General features: G+C 59.9%; 18 protein-coding genes and 1 other RNA gene. 10 read left to right on the top strand and 9 right to left on the bottom strand.

Features of this window, described 5'->3' with window-relative positions; translation table 11 throughout:
• Positions 1-113 precede the first annotated feature (113 nt).
• Together HAT86_RS03515 and HAT86_RS03510 are read right to left on the bottom strand one after the other, a co-directional pair.
• The gene (locus tag HAT86_RS03515; protein ID WP_167193444.1) at positions 114-509 is read right to left on the bottom strand and encodes a VOC family protein; all 396 of its coding nucleotides are present in this window, start codon (positions 507-509) and stop codon (positions 114-116) included.
• Positions 510-572: 63 nt separating this feature from the next.
• Positions 573-1,535 (bottom strand): MBL fold metallo-hydrolase, encoded by a 963-nt coding sequence (locus HAT86_RS03510; protein WP_167193442.1) that lies wholly within the window; start codon positions 1,533-1,535, stop codon positions 573-575.
• Between the two features lie 82 nt (positions 1,536-1,617).
• Here HAT86_RS03510 and ssrA point away from each other — a divergent pair.
• From ssrA to HAT86_RS03480, 6 genes are all read left to right on the top strand, one after another.
• Positions 1,618-1,972, top strand: a transfer-messenger RNA (tmRNA) gene (gene ssrA, locus HAT86_RS03505).
• Positions 1,973-2,064: 92 nt separating this feature from the next.
• On the top strand, positions 2,065-3,312 hold the full coding sequence (gene chrA, locus HAT86_RS03500; protein WP_167193440.1) for a chromate efflux transporter: 1,248 nt from the start codon (positions 2,065-2,067) through the stop codon (positions 3,310-3,312).
• Positions 3,313-3,381: 69 nt separating this feature from the next.
• The gene (locus tag HAT86_RS03495) at positions 3,382-3,855 is read left to right on the top strand and encodes an SspB family protein (RefSeq protein WP_167193438.1); all 474 of its coding nucleotides are present in this window, start codon (positions 3,382-3,384) and stop codon (positions 3,853-3,855) included.
• A 130-nt stretch (positions 3,856-3,985) separates the two neighbouring features.
• Entirely contained in the window at positions 3,986-5,380 is a 1,395-nt protein-coding gene (fumC, locus tag HAT86_RS03490) for a class II fumarate hydratase (RefSeq protein ID WP_167193436.1), read from the top strand.
• 92 nt (positions 5,381-5,472) lie between these two features.
• Complete coding sequence (locus HAT86_RS03485; RefSeq protein WP_167193434.1) at positions 5,473-5,652, top strand: DUF4169 family protein; 180 nt, start codon at positions 5,473-5,475, stop codon at positions 5,650-5,652.
• 103 nt (positions 5,653-5,755) lie between these two features.
• Complete coding sequence (locus HAT86_RS03480) at positions 5,756-5,980, top strand: ribbon-helix-helix domain-containing protein (protein ID WP_167193432.1); 225 nt, start codon at positions 5,756-5,758, stop codon at positions 5,978-5,980.
• 39 nt (positions 5,981-6,019) lie between these two features.
• Here the strand turns inward: HAT86_RS03480 and HAT86_RS03475 are convergent, their stop codons facing one another.
• The 5 genes from HAT86_RS03475 to HAT86_RS03455 form a co-directional block, all read right to left on the bottom strand.
• On the bottom strand, positions 6,020-6,808 hold the full coding sequence (locus tag HAT86_RS03475) for a DUF2189 domain-containing protein (RefSeq protein WP_167193430.1): 789 nt from the start codon (positions 6,806-6,808) through the stop codon (positions 6,020-6,022).
• A gap of 103 nt (positions 6,809-6,911) precedes the next feature.
• Positions 6,912-8,039 (bottom strand): peptide chain release factor 2, encoded by a 1,128-nt coding sequence (prfB, locus tag HAT86_RS03470; protein WP_167193427.1) that lies wholly within the window; start codon positions 8,037-8,039, stop codon positions 6,912-6,914.
• 85 nt (positions 8,040-8,124) lie between these two features.
• Positions 8,125-10,587 carry a penicillin-binding protein 1A gene (locus HAT86_RS03465; RefSeq protein WP_196780491.1) on the bottom strand — a complete coding sequence of 821 codons (2,463 nt, stop codon included), beginning with the start codon at positions 10,585-10,587 and terminating at the stop codon, positions 8,125-8,127.
• Between the two features lie 149 nt (positions 10,588-10,736).
• Positions 10,737-11,960, bottom strand: coding sequence for an N-acetylmuramoyl-L-alanine amidase (locus HAT86_RS03460; RefSeq protein ID WP_167193465.1), 1,224 nt, complete (start codon positions 11,958-11,960; stop codon positions 10,737-10,739).
• Between the two features lie 110 nt (positions 11,961-12,070).
• Positions 12,071-13,222, bottom strand: a complete 1,152-nt coding sequence (locus HAT86_RS03455) for a pyridoxal phosphate-dependent aminotransferase (protein ID WP_167193423.1) — start codon at positions 13,220-13,222, stop codon at positions 12,071-12,073.
• A 63-nt stretch (positions 13,223-13,285) separates the two neighbouring features.
• Between HAT86_RS03455 and HAT86_RS03450 the strand changes: the two genes are divergently transcribed.
• The 3 genes from HAT86_RS03450 to HAT86_RS03440 are packed head-to-tail and all read left to right on the top strand — an operon-like array spanning position 13,286 to position 15,911.
• Positions 13,286-14,614 (top strand): M48 family metalloprotease, encoded by a 1,329-nt coding sequence (locus HAT86_RS03450; RefSeq protein ID WP_167193421.1) that lies wholly within the window; start codon positions 13,286-13,288, stop codon positions 14,612-14,614.
• Between the two features lie 5 nt (positions 14,615-14,619).
• Entirely contained in the window at positions 14,620-15,378 is a 759-nt protein-coding gene (locus HAT86_RS03445) for a DsbA family protein (RefSeq protein WP_167193419.1), read from the top strand.
• Positions 15,378-15,911, top strand: a complete 534-nt coding sequence (locus HAT86_RS03440) for a thioredoxin domain-containing protein (protein ID WP_167193417.1) — start codon at positions 15,378-15,380, stop codon at positions 15,909-15,911. The genes HAT86_RS03445 and HAT86_RS03440 overlap by 1 nt, the downstream gene beginning before the upstream one ends.
• A gap of 20 nt (positions 15,912-15,931) precedes the next feature.
• On the opposite strand, the gene hisI is transcribed toward HAT86_RS03440, so the two are convergent.
• Positions 15,932-16,294, bottom strand: a complete 363-nt coding sequence (hisI, locus tag HAT86_RS03435; protein ID WP_167193415.1) for a phosphoribosyl-AMP cyclohydrolase — start codon at positions 16,292-16,294, stop codon at positions 15,932-15,934.
• Positions 16,295-16,361: 67 nt separating this feature from the next.
• Here hisI and HAT86_RS03430 point away from each other — a divergent pair, with 67 nt between their 5' ends.
• Complete coding sequence (locus HAT86_RS03430) at positions 16,362-16,817, top strand: iron-sulfur cluster assembly scaffold protein (RefSeq protein WP_167193413.1); 456 nt, start codon at positions 16,362-16,364, stop codon at positions 16,815-16,817.
• 231 nt (positions 16,818-17,048) lie between these two features.
• On the opposite strand, the gene HAT86_RS16985 is transcribed toward HAT86_RS03430, so the two are convergent.
• Positions 17,049-17,171 carry a hypothetical protein gene (locus HAT86_RS16985; RefSeq protein ID WP_269204296.1) on the bottom strand — a complete coding sequence of 41 codons (123 nt, stop codon included), beginning with the start codon at positions 17,169-17,171 and terminating at the stop codon, positions 17,049-17,051.
• Between the last annotated feature and the right edge of the window lie 14 nt (positions 17,172-17,185).

The following is a 17,185-nucleotide window of genomic DNA, read 5'->3' as shown; positions in this document are numbered from 1 at the left end:
TCTTCACCGACGAGGAATGCTACAACTTCTTCAAGGCAGCAGGATACAAAACCGATTAAACGCGACACGCTCTAAACTCGTGCCAAGTCAGCGACGTTTCGCGGGAAAAAGCGTTACAAATAACGCCCTGCGCGTTGCAAAACCTCAATTTGATAGCCGTCAGGATCGCTAATAAAGAAAAATCTGGCGATCACGTCACCGGCCGGCGCGAAGTCGACAATCTTGCTTGGCGCGAGCCCCGCAGCCTCAAGCCGGGCATGTTCGGCATCAAGGTCATCCACGGAAAACGCAAGATGCCCATATCCATCGCCCAGATCATAAGGCTCGGTGCGCGCCTTGTTGACGGTCAGCTCCAACTCGAATTCCGTCTCCGGGTTGCTCATGTAAATCAGGGTAAACTCTTCAAACGGCAGCCGTTCGGCCACCTCCAGCCCGAACGCCGCTTGGTAAAACGCGACGGAACGCTCCTCGTTCAGAACGCGGATCATACTGTGAATCGCCTTGGCCATGTCGCCTCCTTCAATCCGGTATAGGGGCCGCGCGATGCGCGTCCGTGGCAGATGCTTTCGGTGTCACTCCCACTCCATCTGCTCATAAGTGGTTTGGGCGTTGCGTCCGGCAAGACTGTCGAATTGCTCCAGATACGTCCAGCCGGATTGATCAATCTCAGGCGCATCCATGATGTCGCCGCCGTCTTCGATCAAATCCCCGATCCGGGTGCGCAAGTTGACCAGATAATCATAGGTGTCGGCCTTGGCCTGCTCCAGCGTCGTCGGCTGACCATGGCCCGGCACCACATGCGCGGGATTGAACGCCGCCATCGCCTGATAGGCGTTGATCCAGCTTTTGACATTCGATTGGCCGCCGACACCCAAGATACGCTCAACATAAACGATATCGCCCGTGAACATGACATCGCGCGCCGGCAGCCAGACAAAACTGTCACCTGGCGTATGCGCTTGACCGCGATGCATGATCTCGAAACGCAGACCACCGACCTCAAGCAAATGATCGCTATCAAAGGTGGTGTCGGCATACGACGGCTCGGTGCCTTCCAGCCCCTCTTCGCCAATCAGCTGCCTCAGACCCGTCATCTGCATTGAGCCACGATCCTCGTGATCCGCCACCGCCGCATCCGAGGCAATCACCTCCGCGCCCTGAGCCTGCCAATAGCCATTGCCAAGCCAGCGATGGTCCTGCCCGCCGGTGTTGATCACATGCGTCACCGGCTGATCGGTTATCGTGTCAATCGCCGCGTCGATCATCGCGGCCCCCTTCCATGATCCGCCCGGATCGACCAGAACCACGCCCTCCGGCGTCACCACCACGCCAAATGTGGCATTGTTTCCAAGGTTGTCCGCGTCGCGCTGAACCTTGGGCCCAACAAGCGCCCAGACATCTTGCGCAACGTTTTCGACCTCAAGCGTTTGCGCCGCGACGCTCTGCGGCAGCCCCAAAACAAGAGCCGCAATAAAACACTTCTTTAGCATGGTAATATCCCCCGTCCGGCCATCACCGGTCATTGTGATTGCCACAACAAATACGAAACCGAGAATGTGTTCAAGCGGGCCTTGCGCCGCTCAGGCCCCGGCGGGTTTTAAGCATTTATCCAAACCACCCCTTTGCAAGCCGACCATACGCGCCTATATATCCAGTGTCCCTTCGGGGACTATGGACATAAACGCGCTCGTAATACGCGGATCGGACCCGGGGGCGGTACCCGGCGGCTCCACCAAAAAACCTTTCGTTGAAGGTGGTTATGGGGCCGAAATAGGATCGACGAACGTCTAAAGGGGTTAGCTTTGTCTCGGTGAGATACCACCGTTATCGGTTCGCTAAAGCATAATTGCCAACGACAATAATGCTCCGGTCGCCGTTGCTGCGTAAGCAGTAATAAGACCGAAATCTTAAGCCCAGCCCTCTAGCAAGGTCTGGCGGGGTTCGCAGGCACCTGGCAACAGAAGCCTGCACTTCATACACCCGCGCAAACGTTTGATTTCGTGACATTTTCAAGACAGGCACAAAATCCCTTGAAATGCCGCGCCGGGGTAGTATCACATCCCAATGCGTCCCAGCCTTGCTGATCTTTTCCGCGTTTTCGGCCGTATCGGCTTGCTGTCCTTCGGCGGGCCCGCGGCGCAGATCGCGTTGATGCACACCGAACTGGTAATTCGCCACAAGTGGCTGGAAGAAAAGCAATTTCTGGGCGCGCTGTCGTTTTGCATGCTGCTGCCGGGCCCCGAGGCGATGCAACTGGCCACCTATGCGGGATGGCGTTTGCGCGGGGTGCCCGGCGGACTGATCGCCGGTTTGTTGTTCGTGATCCCCGGCGCGCTGGTTATTCTGGCATTGGCGCTTGGATATGCGCAGTTCGGCCAATTGCCGGTCGTCCAAGCGCTTTTTACCGGCGTAAAGGCCGCCGTGATCATCATCGTCCTACAAGCGCTGTTGTCGCTGGCGCGCCGCGCGCTTACACGTCCGGCCGATTGGGTCTTGGCGCTTTTGTCCTTCGCGGCGATGTTTTTTCTATTGGTTCCGTTTCCACTGATCATCATCACCGCCGCCCTGTGGGGCATATGGTGCGCCGTTCCGGCGTCGGATGATTTGCCGTCCCCCGCGCCGCGCCAACCCCATTTACAGACCCTGCGCACCGTCGCGATCTGGCTGGCACTATGGGCCGCGCCAATCGCCCTGGCATGGATGAGCAACGCAGCGTTTCTGACTGATATTGCTTTATTTTTCTCGAAAATGGCCATCGTCACTTTTGGCGGAGCCTATGCCGTGCTGGCCTATATGACACAAGCTGTGGTCGAAACCCACGGGTGGTTGACGACCGCGCAAATGATCGACGCGCTTGGCCTTGCCGAAACAACGCCGGGCCCGCTGATCCTTGTGACCCAGTTCGTCGGCCTTGTGGCCGGGTTTCAGCAGGGCGGCACGGGGCTGGCCTTGCTGGCCGGGGGTATAACGCTTTGGGTCACGTTCACGCCCTGTTTTTTGTGGATTTTCGCAGGCGCACCGTATGTCGAGGCGTTGCTGGCGCGCCCACGCCTCAAAGGCGCGCTTGCGGGCATTTCCGCCGCCGTCACCGGTGTTATCCTCAACCTATCGGTTTGGTTCGCCCTGCATGTGCTGTTCGACACGGTGTCACGTGGGCCATTTGGCCCGGTGCCCGCGCTTGACAGCCTACAGGCCGTCAACGCCGCTTTGGTTGGCTTGGCGGCGGTTTTGCTGCTTTGGCTGCGGCTTCCGATGGTTGGCGGGCTTGGCCTGATGGCGCTTGCAGGGGCAGGACTTCATGTTGCAACTTGACCCTGCACGAGGGCTCTTTCGTTTTGGATCGAATCCCCTATGCTGACCCCAAGGAGGACAGTCTCACAGATGAACGTTTCGATTGATTATGGAAAACTTATGCATCACGCGATGCGGGGTTTGATCCGCCAAGTGCTGGCCGATGTGCGCGACAATGGCCTGCCCGGTGCCCATCATTTCTTTATCACATTCGACACCCGTCATCCCGATGCCGAGCTGGCCGATTGGTTGCGCGAACGCTATCCCACCGAAATGACCGTCGTGATGCAGCACTGGTATGACAACCTTGAAGTCACCGACGAAGGTTTTGGAATCACGCTGAATTTCGGCGATGCGCCCGAGCCGCTTTATATCCCCTATGACGCAATCAAGACCTTCGTCGATCCTTCCGTGGAATTCGGCCTGCGCTTTGAATCGCAGGATGAAGATGAGGATGCCGATGGCGACGAGCTTGATAGCGCCGCTGACGCGCAGGGCGATGCATCAGACAACGATGACACCCATGATGCCGAGGTGGTTAGCCTCGACAGTTTCCGCAAGTAAAACCCACGCGGTCGGCGCATCCGTCAGCAGCGGTGCACGCCGCGCGATAATGTATTCCATTGCATACAGCATTGATCTTTTTGCTCCAGCCGCTAAGACAGGGCAACCTTTCGCGTAGGAGTATCCGATCATGACCGCTACCCGCCCCGAGACCGACAGCTTCGGCCCACTGGACGTTCCCGCCGACAAATACTGGGGCGCGCAAACACAGCGCTCGATCATGAATTTTCCCATCGGATGGGAGAAACAGCCCGTGGCCATCGTGCGCGCGCTTGGCGTGATCAAAAAGGCCTGTGCGCAGGCCAACAAGGCCAATGGCGATCTTGATCCCAAGCTGGCCGATGCCATCAGTCAGGCCGCCGGAGACGTGATCGAAGGCCGCTTTGACGATAATTTCCCGCTGGTTGTCTGGCAAACCGGATCGGGCACGCAATCCAACATGAACGCGAACGAAGTGATCGCCAATCGCGCCATTGAAATCCTTGGCGGCCAGATCGGCAGCAAAGACCCGGTCCACCCCAATGATCACTGCAACATGGGCCAATCTTCGAACGATACCTTTCCCACAGCCATGCACATCGCCACCGCCATGAGTGTGCGCGACGTGCTGCTGCCCGGCCTCGACAAGCTGCTTGCCGGGCTTGAGGCCAAGGCAGAAGAGTTCAAGGACATCATCAAGATCGGGCGCACCCATACCCAAGATGCCACACCGCTGACCTTGGGGCAGGAATTCTCCGGCTACGCCCAGCAGATCCGCCAAGGCATTGCCCGTATCAAAGCCACCCTGCCCGGCATCTACGAGTTGGCGCAAGGCGGCACAGCCGTGGGCACTGGCCTCAACACCAAGCAGGGCTGGGGCGAACAAGTGGCTGCGAATATGGCCGAAATCACCGGCCTGCCGTTCGTGACCGCCCCCAACAAGTTCGAATCGCTGGCCGCGCATGACGCGATGGTGTTCATGTCCGGGGCCTTGGCCACCGTGGCGGGCAGTTGCTACAAGATTGCCAATGACATCCGGTTTCTGGGCTCTGGCCCACGCTCGGGGCTTGGCGAATTGATCCTGCCGGAAAACGAACCCGGCTCGTCGATCATGCCCGGCAAGGTCAACCCCACGCAGGCCGAGGCGCTGACGCAGGTTGCTGCCCACGTGATGGGCAACGATGCCGCCATCAAGTTTGCCGGCAGTCAGGGCCATTTCGAGTTGAACGTCTACAACCCGATGATGTCCTACAACCTGTTGCAATCCATCCAGCTTTTGGGCGACGCCACCGACAGCTTTACCGAACGGATGCTGAACGGCATTCAGGCCAACGAGGACCGCATCGAGAAACTGATGCGCGAGTCGCTGATGCTGGTCACAGCACTTGCGCCCGAAATCGGCTATGACAATGCCACCAAGGTTGCCAAAACCGCGCACAAGAACGGCACCACGCTCAAGCAAGAGGCCATCGCCCTTGGCTTTGTCGACGAGGCGACATTCGACCGCGTCGTGCGCCCCGAGCAAATGATCGGCCCAAAGGACTGAGCCTGTCATCATAGGCCGTCAACCGGGTGGTCTTGTGGGCCGCCCGGATCACTTGGACTGGACGAATGATAATTTCGGCATATTTTTAACGCATGGGCAACGTCATCAACCTTAACCAGTTCCGCAAGAAAAAAGCCCGCGCTGAACGGCGCGTTCAGGCCGATGAAAACGCCGTGCGCCATGGCCGCAGCAAGGCCGACAAAGACCACGATGCCGCGCAGGCGGAAAAATCCCGCGATCAGCACGAGGCGCACAAGCGCGAAGACGAATGACCGCCCCGCCGCCTTCATTGTTCCCAAAATACTCCGGGGGAGTCGCCGCTTGCGGCGACGGGGGCAGCGCCCCCTGCCCGGCCAGACACTCGCGGCACTGACAATGTCAGGGCGACCCGTCAAACATTCGCTGACCCTGAAGGGTCATCGCACCAGTGTCTCGCTGGAGGATGAGTTCTGGCAGGCGTTTTGCGAGATTGCCCGCCAACAGGAACAACCCATCAATGCGCTTGCCGCGCAGATCGACGAATCCCGCGGCGTTGATATTGGGCTGGCCTCGGCGATCCGCTTGTTTGTTTTGCGCCATTATCGCGACACGGCCACCTAAGCCAAGCGTTGCAGCCGTCGCAGCAAAACCGCGCCAAGGTCAACAGGTGCCGCCGGCCTTGCAAATCTGCCGATACAAATGCCACGTGGCATGGCCCAAAAGTGGCAACACAAGGAACAGGCCCAAAAATCCTGGGATCAGCGCCACGAATGTGGACAGCGCAATAAACGCGGCCCAGACCAGCATCGGGGCCGGGCTGCCCAGAACGGTTTGAAAACTGCTGATCATCGCGGTGACGAAATCCACCTCGCGATCCAGCAACAAGGGCAGCGATACGACGGTGATCATATACAACAACAGCGCAAAGCCCGCGCCCACCGCACTGCCGACCCCCAGCATCATCAGCCCCTCTTGCGTGAGGTAAACATCATAGGACGACGAAATATTGGTCATCGTCGAAAACCCCAAAAACAGCGCAAAGATCATATGCGCCAGAAAGAACCAAAACAGGAACATGATCACGACCACCGCGCAGATCGACGGCAATTGACGCCGCCGTTGATGTGCGATGACACCGAAAACCGCTTTTGGTTCCAGCGGCAGGCCCTGTTCCAGCCGATGGCTGACCTCATACAGCCCCACGGCAGCAAACGGCCCGAACAATGGAAAGCCGACTGCCGCAAAGATCAACCAATAGCTTTGGCCCGTGATCCATGTCACCCAGACCATGAACCAGCCGATGGCCACGTAAACGCCTGAAAAAATCAGTGCATAGCCCGGCGCGCGCTTCATGTCGGCCCAGCCGAGCCGCAACGCCTGTTTCAGCATGTCAAACGTGACCGGCCCCAATTCCGGTGCGCCAAGCGGCTTGCTCTCCTCAATCTCCATCGCGCTGTCTCCTCCCTGTTGGCAAAACCCTAGCCAAACGGGACGGGTGCGCAAAGGTGGAATTCACGATCACATGTTCAACGGGGCGGCGCGGGCCGGTCTATCACTCGTCGCCCTGCGCTTCGGCGCGGGTCTTGCCGCTGACATTCATCGCCAGCGTCGCGGCCATGAATTGATCCAAATCACCATCCAAAACGCCTTTGGTATCGCTGGTTTCGACGCCGGTGCGCAGGTCTTTGACCATCTGGTAGGGCTGCAAGACATAGGATCTGATCTGATTGCCCCAGCCCGCATCGCCCTTGTTGTCATGCGCTTCGTTGATGGCAGCGTTGCGGCGATCAAGTTCTTGCTGATACAGCCGCGATTTCAGGGCCTTCATGGCAATGTCGCGGTTTTGGTGCTGCGACTTCTGGCTGCTGGTCACCACGATCCCTGTGGGGATGTGCGTGATCCTAACCGCCGAGTCGGTGGTGTTAACGTGCTGGCCGCCCGCGCCCGATGACCGGTAGGTGTCGATGCGGATATCGGAGGGGTTCACGTCGATTTCGATATTGTCATCGACCACCGGATACACCCAGACCGACGAAAACGACGTGTGCCGCTTGGCCGCCGAATCAAACGGGGAAATGCGCACCAGCCGGTGCACGCCGGATTCGGATTTCAGCCAACCATAGGCATTGTGGCCGGTGATCTTGTAGGCGGCCGATTTGATCCCGGCCTCGTCGCCGCCGGTTTCTGACTGCAGCTCGACCGTATAGCCGTGCTGCTCCGCCCAGCGGACATACATCCGCGCCAGCATCGACGCCCAATCACAGCTTTCAGTGCCGCCAGCACCGGCGTTGATTTCCAGAAAGGCGTCATTGGCATCCGCTTCGTTGTTCAGCAGGGCCTCAAGCTCTTTGGCGGCGGCCTTTTTGGCAACCGCGCGCAGGGTGTCCTCGGCCTCGGTGATCACGTCTTCGTCGCCTTCCATCTCGCCCATTTCGATCAGTTCGACGTTGTCGCTCAGGTCTTGCTGAATGGAATCGTGGGTGTCCAACGCATCGACAAGGCTTTGACGTTCGCGCATCAGTTTTTGCGCATTGGCCGGATCATCCCACAGCGTCGGGTCTTCGACCCGCGCATTGAATTCCTCAAGCCGGTGCTTGGCGGTCTCCCAGCCCATCCGCTGGCGCAACAACTCCAGCGAGGTTTCGATCTCGGAAACAAGGGTTTGGATTTCGGCACGCATCTTGATGTCCTTGGTCTGGTCAGATGCGGGTGATACCGCAGCGCGCCGGGCCGGGCAAGGTGTGGCAACCGATGCACCGCACGCTTTAATACAAGCCGCCCGAACTCATCGAGCCAAAGCTGGCTTTGCCGCCGACCGTGGCTTTTTCCCCGGTCGAGGTTGTCACCTCTTTCACCTCTTCGCTTTCACCGCGCTCGAACAGCTCGAGGTCGTTGCCCATGGCAAACCCACCTGTCACGCTGAAGCCGAACACAGGCTCTTCACCGTCGCGGAAATACTCGGCCACGACATAATCCCCCTCGGCATCGTCACGCAGGCGTGCGCCTGTAAAGCGGTCGATTTTCAGGAATTGCCCGCCCGGCGGCACTTTGAATGGACCACCGCCGTATTTCTTGATCGCCTCTTGCATGAAGTCCTGAAACACCGGGCCACACATGGAAGACCCATAGGCACCGCGCCCCAAGCCACGGGGCTGGTCGTATCCGATATAGCAGCCTGCAACGATATTGCTGGTAAAGCCGACAAACCAAACGTCGCGCGCATCGTTTGTTGTGCCTGTCTTACCGGCCACAGGCACCGGCAGGTCAATCGCGCCTCTGGCCGTGCCACGATCAACCACGCCTTTCATCATCGACGTCAACTGATAGGCGGTGATCGGATCCATCACCCGTTCACGATCCGATACGATAAGCGGCCCGCGTGTGCTGGGAATGTTCGGATCGTCACACTCGACACAGTCACGCGGGTCATGGGCATAAACCGTCTTGCCATAGCGATCCTGCACGCGATCCACCAATGTCGGCCGCACGCGTTCGCCACCATTGGCAAACATCGCATAGGCCGCCACCATGTTGTAAAGCGTGGTTTCCTCAGACCCGAGCGAGTTGGCAAGAAACCGACCCATATCATCATAGACCCCGAACCGTTCCGCGTAATCCGCGACCACGTCCATACCAACCTCTTGGGCAAGACGGATTGTCATCAGGTTCCGGGACTGCTCGATTCCGGTGCGCAGAGGGGTCGGGCCGTAGAATTTGTTCGACGAGTTGCGCGGCCGCCAAATCCCTTGTGGGGTGTCAATCTCGATCGGGGCGTCGATCACAATCGTCGCCGGGCTATAGCCACTGTCCAACGCCGCGGCAAAAACAAACGGCTTGAAGCTGGAGCCCGGCTGACGTTTGGCTTGGGTGGTGCGGTTGAACACAGAATGCTCGTAGGAAAATCCGCCCTGCATGGCCAAGACCCGGCCAGTGTTGACATCCATTGCCACAAAGCCGCCCTGCACTTCGGGCACCTGCCGCAAGGTCCAACGCAGGAACGCGCCGCTGTCATCGTCCACCATTTTGCGGACCAACACGACCTCGCCGCGTTTGAACGTCTCGAAGAAATCTCCTGGCAGCCATGCAATATCGCTGCGCGGCACCACATGTGGGGCGTTTTCATCCGCGTCTACCCCGTCGATGCCAAGCCGCATTTGCTGGGCTTCGATCTCAAGCACAACCGCCGGGTGCCACTCGCCATCCAGCGTGATATCACGTGGCACGCGGGCCTCGGACAATGCCTTGCGCCACGTCTCTTCGTTTGTCAGGGCCTCTTCGGGCAACACTACGCCGGTGCCACGCCAGCGACCCCGGTCGCGATCGTATTTTTCCAATTGGCGGCGCAGGCCCTCGGCGGCCTCTTCCTGCATCTCGGGGTCGATGGTCGCCCGCACGCTAAACCCGCCGCTGAAAAATTCGCCCTCGCCAAAGTCTTGGCTCAGCTGGCGGCGAATTTCGTCGGTGAAATAGTCGCGTGGCGGAAGGCCCACGCTGAACCGCGTGAAATCGCCATTTTGCACCGAGCGTAGCGGCTGTGCGATCTCGGCCTCATAGGTTGACTGATTGATAAAGCCGTTTTCGAACATCTCTTCGAGGACGAAATCCCGCCGTTGCAGCAACCGGTCACGATTGCGCACCGGGTGGTAATCTGACGGGGCTTTCGGCATTGACGCCAGCATCGCCGCCTCATGCGGGGCCAATTCACGCAGAGATTTGTTGAAGTAGGTTTGCGCCGCCGCCGTCACACCATAGGAATTCTGGCCAAGGAAAATCTCGTTCAGATACAGTTCAAGGATTTTTTCCTTGGTCAGGGTCTCTTCGATCCGGGTGGCAAGAATAATCTCTTTGATCTTTCGTTCGATCCGGCGGTCACCGGACAAAAGAAAGTTTTTCATGACCTGCTGAGTGATCGTCGACGCACCGCGCACGTTTTCCCCGCGCGAGCGGACCGCCTCAAAAATGGCTGCCGCGATGCCGCGCGCATCATAGCCGCCATGCGAATAGAAATTCTTGTCCTCGGCGCTGATAAAAGCCTGCTTGACCAAGTCGGGAATATCGTCGGCCGGTGTGAACAAACGCCGTTCGCGGGAAAATTCGTCGATGATCCGCCCCTCGCTGGAATAAATCCGGCTGATGGTTGGCGGCGTGTAGTTGGCAAGTCTTTCGTGGCTGGGCAAGTCCTGCCCATAGATATGGAAGACCGCAGCGATGCTGAGCGCAATCAACATCAGCCCCAAATTTACAAGGCTGAAGACCGTGCCGAAAAATGTTCCAATAGCCCGTAGCACATCAGCCCCCGTGCGGTTTCACCGTCTCATATAGGCATCTGCGGCAAAACCGTCAAAACACATATTCAATGTTTGTCGTGACCGGCATGTCACTGCCGCACCAGATCGGCGGCGGCGGCATCAGTGATGCGCCATTCGGCCAAAGCATCATGCACCGCCTGCGCCATTTTCGCCCGCCACGCTGGATCGGTCAGATGCGTCAAATCCCGCGGACTGGACATGAACCCCAACTCCAACAGGATCGACGGGATATCAGGCGCTTTGAGCACCGAAAACCCGGCTTGTCGCAAAGGCCGCGAATGCAGCGGCAAGCCGTGATTTGCGATACCTGCGCGGATCGTATCGGCCAGCCGCTCGGCGCGGGGCTGGGTTTCCAGCCGCGCCAGATCCATCAGCACATCGGCCACCACATCATCCTTACCGCGCAGGTCCACCCCGGCCAGCATGTCGGCGCGGTTGTGACGCTCGGCCAAGGCCGCGCTGGCCTTGTCACTGGCGCTGTCGGACAGGGTGTAAACCGTCGCGCCATGCGCGCGCCCCTCGCTTAAGGCGTCGGCATGCAGTGACAGGAACACATCGGCCTGCATCCGGTGTGCCAAGGCCACCCGGCGTTCTAGCGAGACAAAACTGTCGTCCTCACGCGTCAGCGCCACCTCGAACCCACCCGCGCGCAGCAACACCTCCTGCAACTCGCGGGCGAAGGTCAGCATCAGGTCTTTCTCGGCCACTTCGCCAGCCTCGGCCCCGGGATCAATGCCGCCATGACCCGGATCCAAAACCACAACCAGCGGGGCTTCGCCACGCTGGCGGGGACGTTTTTCAGATTTCAGGGAGCGGCCCGGCACAGCCCATCCCGGCAAATCCGGCGCGCCTGCTGATTGCGCGAACGCATCCTGTGTCACAGGCTGCAACTCCAACTCAAGGCGCGCGCGGCCTGTCACCTCGTCAATGCGCAGACCCACCTGCGCCGGGCCCAGTGGCTCGGCCAGATCCAGCACCATCCGCGACCATCCGGGCCGGAACCCACCAACCCGCACGTTCAGCACCTTTTCGCTGCGATTGAGTGCACTTGCGTCCAAACCGCGCCACTCCACTTCGCGGAAGTCCAGCACCAAGCGGCGTGGGTCATCCAGCGTAAAGATCCGGTAAGGCACGCCTTGGCTCAGGCTCAGCCCGATGTCCACATTGCGCCCGCCATCCTCGATGCCGCTGGACTCGGCGTCAAGCCGGGCAAGGCCACTGAAATCGCGATCTTGCGCAACCGCCACCATACCCCACACCGACAGCACCGCCGCCAGAACCACCTTTATCATACCACTCACCCGCTGTTTTGGCCTGCCTTGGTCGTCAGGCTACACCATGGCCGCAGGCAATGCATCAACCCTGCCCGGTCTTCTTGCCATTATAGTCCAACAACGTCCCGTCAAGCCGCGCCACGGTCGCCCATGAACCGCGCCAGCCGCGCCAGACCTTCCTTGATATCCGCTGTGGCACGGGCATAGGAAAACCGGATCGTGCCCGCGCCGCGCACCGGGTCAAAATCCAGCCCCGGCGTCACCGCCACCCCGGCCTTGTCCAGTATCTCGGCGGCAAAGGCGCGGCTGTCATCAGTCAGATGGCTGACATCGGCATAGACATAAAACGCACCATCGGGCGGCGCGATCCGGTCGAACCCGGCCTTGGGCAAGCCGTCCAGCATCAAGGCGCGGTTGGCGCGGTAGACATCCATGTTGGCCTGCAATTCGTCGTGACACTCCATCGCGGCCAAGGCGGCAACCTGACTGGCATGCGGCGGGCAGATGAACAGGTTCTGCGCTAGCCGTTCGATCACGCGCACATGATCCTCGGGCACCACCATCCAGCCCACCCGCCAGCCGGTCATGCTGAAATACTTCGAGAAGGAGTTGATCACATAGGCCTCGTCGGTGATTTCAAGCGCCGTCACCGCCTTGGCCTCGTATTCGATGCCGTGATAAATTTCATCGCTGATGAAACTTGCGCCCTGCGCAGACGCCGCGTCTATCAGGGCCGACATATCATCACGGCCCAGCATGGTGCCCGACGGGTTGGCCGGGCTGGCCACCATCAGCCCTTGCAAGTCCTGCCCGGTCAGATCGGCAGGCACCGGCTGCAGGCGGTTTTCCGCCGCCGTTTCGATATCCACCGGCACAAGATCCAGCGCGCGCAGGATTTGCCGGTAACTGGGATAGCCCGGCGCGCCGATGCCCACCCGGTCGCCCGCATCAAACAGGGCGGTGAACGCCAGAATAAACGCGCCCGAACTGCCCGGTGTGATCACCACACGATCCGAGTTCAGGTCCAAATCATACCATTCACCATACAATTGCGCGATCCGCGCGCGCAGCGCAGGCAGCCCAAGCGCCACGGTATACCCCATCGGCTGATCCGCCATCGCACGCGCCAAAGCATCGCGCGCGCCTTGCGGTGCGGGTGTGCCCGGTTGGCCAACCTCCATGTGGATGATGTCGCGGCCAGCCTCTTCGGCGCGGCGCGCGGCCTCCATGACATCCATCACAATAAAGGGATCGACTTCGGATCGGGTTGAGTTCCGCATCGCTTTGTTCCTAAACTGGTTCTACTATCGGTTCCGTTTCGCCCGGAAAAAGGCCTGCCGTCAATGCACCTTCTTCGCCTTCTTCTTATCAGCGCCCTGATCGGCTTGACGCTGTCCTCCCCGGCGCGGGCGCTGACCCTTTTGCGCGACCCCGATATCGAACACGCCATGAAACAGCTGGCCGCACCGTTGCTGAAAGCGGCCGGGCTTAGCCCGACGCGGGTCGATATCCTGATCATCGACGACCGCAATCTGAATGCGTTTGTCGTCGATCGTGATCATATCTTCATCCACTCGGGGCTGTTGCTGAAAATGGACAATGCGGCGATGCTACAGGCCGTCATCGCGCACGAGGCCGCCCATATCGCCAACGGCCATCTAACGCGCCGAACGCTGAACATGCGCACCGCGCGCAGCGCCGCCGGTTTGGGCGCGGCATTGGCAGCCGCAGCGGCGATCGCGGCCGGTGCTGGCGAGGCGGCGGGCGCAGCCGCCATCGGTGCCTCGAATTCGGCCATGCGAATGTTCATGTCGCACACCCGCGCCGAAGAAAACGCCGCTGACCAATCGGGCCTGCGGTTCATGGCCAATGCCGGGATTGACACACAAGGCGCCGTTGCGGTCATGGATATTTTCCGCGGCCAAGAGGCGCTAAGCCGGTATCGCCAAGACCCCTATGCGCGCACGCACCCGCTGTCGGCGGATCGCTTCCGCGTGGTCCGCCGCCTTGCCGACGCCTATGCCGACAAGGCCCGCGCACAGCCCGTTCATGACTATTGGTTCGCCCGCGCCAAGGGCAAGTTGTCGGCCTTCCAACGCTCGCCGAAATGGACACTGACCCGCGCCGGGGAATCCGGCTATGCCGATATCAAACTGATGCGGCAGGCGGTGGCCCACCACCGACGCTCGCAAACCAACAAGGCGATCCGCGCAATGGACCAAGCCATCGCGCAACGCCCGAATGACCCGTTCCTGCAAGAACTCAAGGGTCAGATCCTGATGGAAAGCCGCAATTTTTCCGCCGCGGTCAACGCCTATGGCCGGGCGGTCAACATGGCCCCCGACAACGCGTTGATCCTTGGCTCTTATGGCCGCGCGCTCATGGCGCAGGGACAAATCGGCAAAGCCCAGCAATATCTTGAAAAGGCCCGTGCACTGGATGGCCGCGACGCGCGGGTGATGCGCGATCTGGCCGCCGCCTACGCCAAACAGGGCGACAAGGGCATGGCCTCGCTTGTCACGTCCGAACGCTACGCCATGATGGGCCGGCTTGAGGATGCCGGGCTACACGCGCAACGTGCATCTGACCTTTTGCCGCGCGGCTCAACCGGCTGGCGCCGAGCGCAAGATGTGTTATCTGCGGCCAAAGCCGCTGAAAAGAAACGGAGATGACCCAAATGAAATTCGCCCCCTTTGCCGCGCTGGCCACAGCCGCTGCGCTGGCCCTTCCCCTGCCCGCGCAGGCGTTTGACCTGACCTCGATGACCGAGGCCGAGCGCGACGCCTTTCACAATGAGATTCGCAATTACCTGATGGAAAACCCGCAGGTGATCATGGAGGCGGTCGCGGTTCTGGAGCAGCGCCAGCAACAGCAGCAGGCGCAAAACGACGTGGCGCTTGTCCAAGACAACGCCGAGGCGCTGTTTAGCGATGATCATTCATGGACCGGCGGCAATCCCGAGGGGGACATCACCCTAGTGGAATTCATGGATTACAAATGCGGTTACTGCAAACGCGCCTTCCCCGAGGTCGAAAGCCTTGTCGAGGCCGATGGCGACATCCGCGTGATCGTCAAAGAATTCCCGATTCTGGGCGAAGAATCGCTGCTGGCAGCGCAGTTTGCCATCGCCACACTGCAAACTGCGGGTGATGAGGCCTACAAACAGGTTCACGATGCGCTGATGACCTTCCAAGGCGACATTTCCGAACCCGCGCTGCGCCGCGTGGCCGAAGGGTTTGACCTCGATGCCGATGCCATCATCGCCCATATGGACAGCGACGAGGTTGGTCAGGTCATCGCCGCTAACCACGCCCTTGGCCAGCGTATGAACATCACCGGAACCCCCACTTTCGTGATGAACGATCAGATGCTGCGCGGCTACGTGCCGCTGGACGTGATGCAGGAAATCGCAGCCGAGATTCGGCAGGAGAGCTGATGCGCCTTGTCTGGCCGTCCTTCAGGGGCCTGCCGCTTGCGGCGGGCCTTATCACCGCGCTGTCCGGTGCAGCGACCGCCGAGACGGATTTTACCGCCCTGACCCCGACAGAACAGGCTATTTTCCATAATGAACTGCGCGAGGTGCTGCTCAGCGTGCCGGGGCTTTTGCCGGATGCGCCCGCGCCGCCGATCAACCCCTATGCCGATGCCATCGCCAATGATCTTGCGCTTTTGTCGGATCGCGAACAGGCGCTTTACGGCCCGCATTTACCGGGTTTTGGCCGCGCCGACGCCGCATTGAAAATCGCCCTGTTCATCACGCCCGATTGCCCGGATTGTGACCTGGCGCAGGACGATCTACGCAAACTGGTCCAAGACTATGACCTGCGCGTCACCCTGATCGACATGATACAGCAGGCCGACCTTGCCCGCGCCTTGGAACTGGATACAGCCCCATCGTACGTGCTGCCCGATAGGATGCTGCGCGGGCATATCCCGCCGATCGTATTGGAACGCTATTTTGAGCAATAAGGCCCTGTCAGACAGTCACCTCAGTCGCTCATCGGCGTCATCAGTTCCACTTCCTCACCATCGCGCACAGCGGTGTAGAAACAACTGCGGCGATTGGTGTGGCAGGCCGGGCCGGTTTGGTTGATCCGCACCAGCAGGCAGTCACGGTCGCAATCGACGCGGAAATCGACCAATTCCTGCACATGGCCCGATGTCTCGCCCTTGATCCAGAACGCCTGCCGCGATCTGCTCCAATACGTTACCTTGCCGGTTTCCAGTGTGCGCGTCACCGCTTGGGCGTTCATCCACGCCATCATCAGAACCTCCCCCGTCTGGGCATCCTGCGCAATGGCAGGAATCAGGCCGCGATCATCGTATTTCAAACTGGCAGGATCGAAGGACATAAGCGAAAACCTTTTGCATCTGGCGTCAGGACTTCTATCTATTGGCCCAAAGACGAAAGGGAAAGTCATGAGCGGCGAAACCGACCTGATCAAGCTGTATTCGGCGCGGATTCTTGAGCTTGCCGCGGATATTCCACATCACGGACGGCTGGAGGCCCCCGAGGCCAGCGTGAAACGCCGCGCGCCGCTTTGCGGCTCGACCGTGACCGTGGATATTTGCACGGAAGACGACACCATCACCGATTACGCGGCCGAGGTGAAAGCCTGCGCACTTGGGCAAGCTGCGGGCAGTATCGTGGGCCAGCACATCATCGGTGCGCGCTTTGATCAGGTTGTCGCCGCGCGCGATGCGCTGAAAGACATGCTCAAAAACGATGGCCCCACGCCAGCGGCCCCCTTTGACGGGCTTGAAGTGCTGCGCCCGGCGCGCGACTACAAAAACCGCCATGCCTCGATCCTGCTGACCCTCGACGCCACGGTCGACGCCATGCAACAGGCCCGCGCGGCCCAACCCTGCGACTAACCCGGCGCGGCGCCCTGTCAGGGGCGACAAGCACCCGGCCAAAAAAAACCGCCGCACACCCGAACGGGTGGCGGCGGAAAGGAAAGCGCGTTCCGAAAGCATCCGTCACAAACCGGGGTAAAGAGGCAGATCACCCCGGGGCACGACTTGGGACAGTCAGTCGGACGCATCATCGACTTGGGGACCGAGATACGTCAGGCGTGACGGACAAGGAACGTCGCAGGCAGAAACTCAGATCAGGCCGGGCAGATAAAGCCCCACGACCAACGTCACCATTAAAGCTGCAGCTCCAACAAAATCTCCAACAAGAGTTTCCGAGGACCGTTCGGCTGTATTTTTAATCTGGCGAAGCATCGGGGGCTCCTTTC

Origin of the sequence: Roseovarius gahaiensis (assembly GCF_011601345.1) — a bacterium.
GTDB lineage: Bacteria > Pseudomonadota > Alphaproteobacteria > Rhodobacterales > Rhodobacteraceae > Roseovarius > Roseovarius gahaiensis.
The sequence above is the reverse complement of the archived record's forward strand: the minus strand, read 5'-3'. Positions and strand labels throughout refer to the sequence as shown.

Excerpts from the sequence above, each read along its gene's own strand:
- HAT86_RS03515 (WP_167193444.1), bottom strand. The coding sequence starts at position 509 with ATGGCCAAGGCGATTCACAGTATGATCCGCGTTCTGAACGAGGAGCGT.
- chrA (WP_167193440.1), top strand. The coding sequence starts at position 2,065 with ATGCGTCCCAGCCTTGCTGATCTTTTCCGCGTTTTCGGCCGTATCGGC.
- HAT86_RS03495 (WP_167193438.1), top strand. The coding sequence starts at position 3,382 with ATGAACGTTTCGATTGATTATGGAAAACTTATGCATCACGCGATGCGG.
- fumC (WP_167193436.1), top strand. The coding sequence starts at position 3,986 with ATGACCGCTACCCGCCCCGAGACCGACAGCTTCGGCCCACTGGACGTT.
- HAT86_RS03485 (WP_167193434.1), top strand. The coding sequence starts at position 5,473 with ATGGGCAACGTCATCAACCTTAACCAGTTCCGCAAGAAAAAAGCCCGC.
- HAT86_RS03480 (WP_167193432.1), top strand. The coding sequence starts at position 5,756 with ATGTCAGGGCGACCCGTCAAACATTCGCTGACCCTGAAGGGTCATCGC.
- HAT86_RS03475 (WP_167193430.1), bottom strand. The coding sequence starts at position 6,808 with ATGGAGATTGAGGAGAGCAAGCCGCTTGGCGCACCGGAATTGGGGCCG.
- prfB (WP_167193427.1), bottom strand. The coding sequence starts at position 8,039 with ATGCGTGCCGAAATCCAAACCCTTGTTTCCGAGATCGAAACCTCGCTG.
- HAT86_RS03465 (WP_196780491.1), bottom strand. The coding sequence starts at position 10,587 with ATGTTGATTGCGCTCAGCATCGCTGCGGTCTTCCATATCTATGGGCAG.
- HAT86_RS03460 (WP_167193465.1), bottom strand. The coding sequence starts at position 11,960 with ATGATAAAGGTGGTTCTGGCGGCGGTGCTGTCGGTGTGGGGTATGGTG.
- HAT86_RS03455 (WP_167193423.1), bottom strand. The coding sequence starts at position 13,222 with ATGCGGAACTCAACCCGATCCGAAGTCGATCCCTTTATTGTGATGGAT.
- HAT86_RS03450 (WP_167193421.1), top strand. The coding sequence starts at position 13,286 with ATGCACCTTCTTCGCCTTCTTCTTATCAGCGCCCTGATCGGCTTGACG.
- HAT86_RS03445 (WP_167193419.1), top strand. The coding sequence starts at position 14,620 with ATGAAATTCGCCCCCTTTGCCGCGCTGGCCACAGCCGCTGCGCTGGCC.
- HAT86_RS03440 (WP_167193417.1), top strand. The coding sequence starts at position 15,378 with ATGCGCCTTGTCTGGCCGTCCTTCAGGGGCCTGCCGCTTGCGGCGGGC.
- hisI (WP_167193415.1), bottom strand. The coding sequence starts at position 16,294 with ATGTCCTTCGATCCTGCCAGTTTGAAATACGATGATCGCGGCCTGATT.
- HAT86_RS03430 (WP_167193413.1), top strand. The coding sequence starts at position 16,362 with ATGAGCGGCGAAACCGACCTGATCAAGCTGTATTCGGCGCGGATTCTT.
- HAT86_RS16985 (WP_269204296.1), bottom strand. The coding sequence starts at position 17,171 with ATGCTTCGCCAGATTAAAAATACAGCCGAACGGTCCTCGGAAACTCTT.